This is a genomic window from Staphylococcus kloosii (assembly GCF_032139365.1).
GTDB lineage: Bacteria > Bacillota > Bacilli > Staphylococcales > Staphylococcaceae > Staphylococcus > Staphylococcus kloosii_A.
Map to the genome: position 1 here is coordinate 1 of NZ_JAVTDB010000089.1, position 1,645 is coordinate 1,645.

A 1,645-nucleotide genomic window follows, 5' to 3' on the forward strand; every position below is an offset into this window, starting at 1 on the left:
TTTAGCGCAAGGACTAGCAAGAGAAAACGTTTCAATGTTAAATAATATGAATGCACAAAAATATATCATGCAAGATAATAAGCAACCACAAATTGAAAAATCTGTATTGACGACAAAGCAACAGCAACAAATTAAAGATATTACGAAACAGCAACCGATGAAAATAGCACCTCAGACGCTAAATATTAATAAAGATGAAGCAGACGTTATGATGATTAATAGCGTAAAAGATAATCAGCCAAAAATAGAAAAAGGTCATTATCCGAAAAACAACAACGAAGTCGCTATTAATAATAAATTAACTGCGGACGGCTTATCAGTAGGAGATAAAGTTAAAACAAAATCTGGTAAGCAATTGACTGTCTCAGGTATTCTTACAGATACGATGCATGCCCACAGTTCGATAGTAATGATGAATAATAAAGGGTTCGACGACTTGAATAAACAAAGTTCAGTAATCTTCCCAGTCAATAAATTATCAAAAGAGCAACAACAACAAATAAAAGATATGGATGACGTTAAAACATATAGTGAGAAAAATATCACTGATGAACTTCCAAGTTATCAAGCTGAACAAGCACCATTAAACATGATGATAGTGAGTCTATATATTATAACTGCCATCGTATTAAGTGCCTTTTTCTATGTTATGACCATTCAAAAAATATCAGAAATTGGCATACTTAAAGCAATCGGTATTAAGACAAAACATTTATTATTAGCATTAGTAACACAAATCGTGTTCAGCACGATGATTGGAGTTATTATTGCTATCGGCATCATTAGTGGATTATCAATGATTATGCCAGTATCAATGCCGTTCCATATAACAGCGACAAACTTGGCAATCGTAGTAGTCATATTTATTCTAGTCGCGATGATTGGTGCCATCTTATCATTCGTTAAATTATTTAAAGTAGATCCTATAGAAGCCATTGGAGGTGCAGAATAATGACTTTAACAGTAAAAGAAATTACAAAATCGTTCGGTAAAGGTCAAGCTGAAACAGAAGTTTTAAAAGGTATTAATTTTAATGTGGAGGATGGAGAGTTTGTTATTTTAAACGGTGCATCTGGTTCAGGAAAAACAACGTTACTCACTATTTTAGGTGGTCTATTAACACCTAATAGCGGTGATATTATTTATAATGATGCGCCCTTATTTTCAGCAATTAATAAACCTGCAGATTTAAGGCTAAATGAAATAGGATTTATATTTCAATCATCTCATTTAGTGCCATATTTAACAGTTAAAGATCAACTAACAACGTTAGGCAAAGAAGCTAAAATGTCTAAAAAAGACGCTAACGCTAAAGCGCTAACTTTATTGGAAAATATAGGTTTAGCACATCGTTTAAATGTATATCCACATATGTTATCAGGAGGAGAAAAACAACGTGTAGCTATAATGAGAGCATTTATGAATGATCCTAAAATAATTTTAGCCGATGAACCAACAGCTAGTTTGGATGCAAAGAGAGCAACTGAAGTAGTCTATATGATTAAACAACAAATTCAAGAGAATAACATGATTGGCATTATGATTACGCATGACCAACGTCTATTCCAATATGCCGATAGAGTTATAGAATTAGATAACGGTAAAATTGTAGATAGTGATAAAGAGACAGTGTCAAATTAAGCTA

The 1,645-nt window shown here is 32.6% G+C and carries 2 protein-coding genes; both read left to right on the forward strand.

Annotated elements, in window-relative coordinates; genetic code table 11:
* The coding region (locus tag RPL90_RS12450; protein ID WP_313550214.1) for an ABC transporter permease at positions 1-952 on the forward strand (952 nt) is incomplete at its 5' end.
* Positions 952-1,641 (forward strand): ABC transporter ATP-binding protein, encoded by a 690-nt coding sequence (locus RPL90_RS12455; protein WP_313550217.1) that lies wholly within the window; start codon positions 952-954, stop codon positions 1,639-1,641. The genes RPL90_RS12450 and RPL90_RS12455, both read left to right, overlap by 1 nt.
* Positions 1,642-1,645 lie beyond the last annotated feature (4 nt).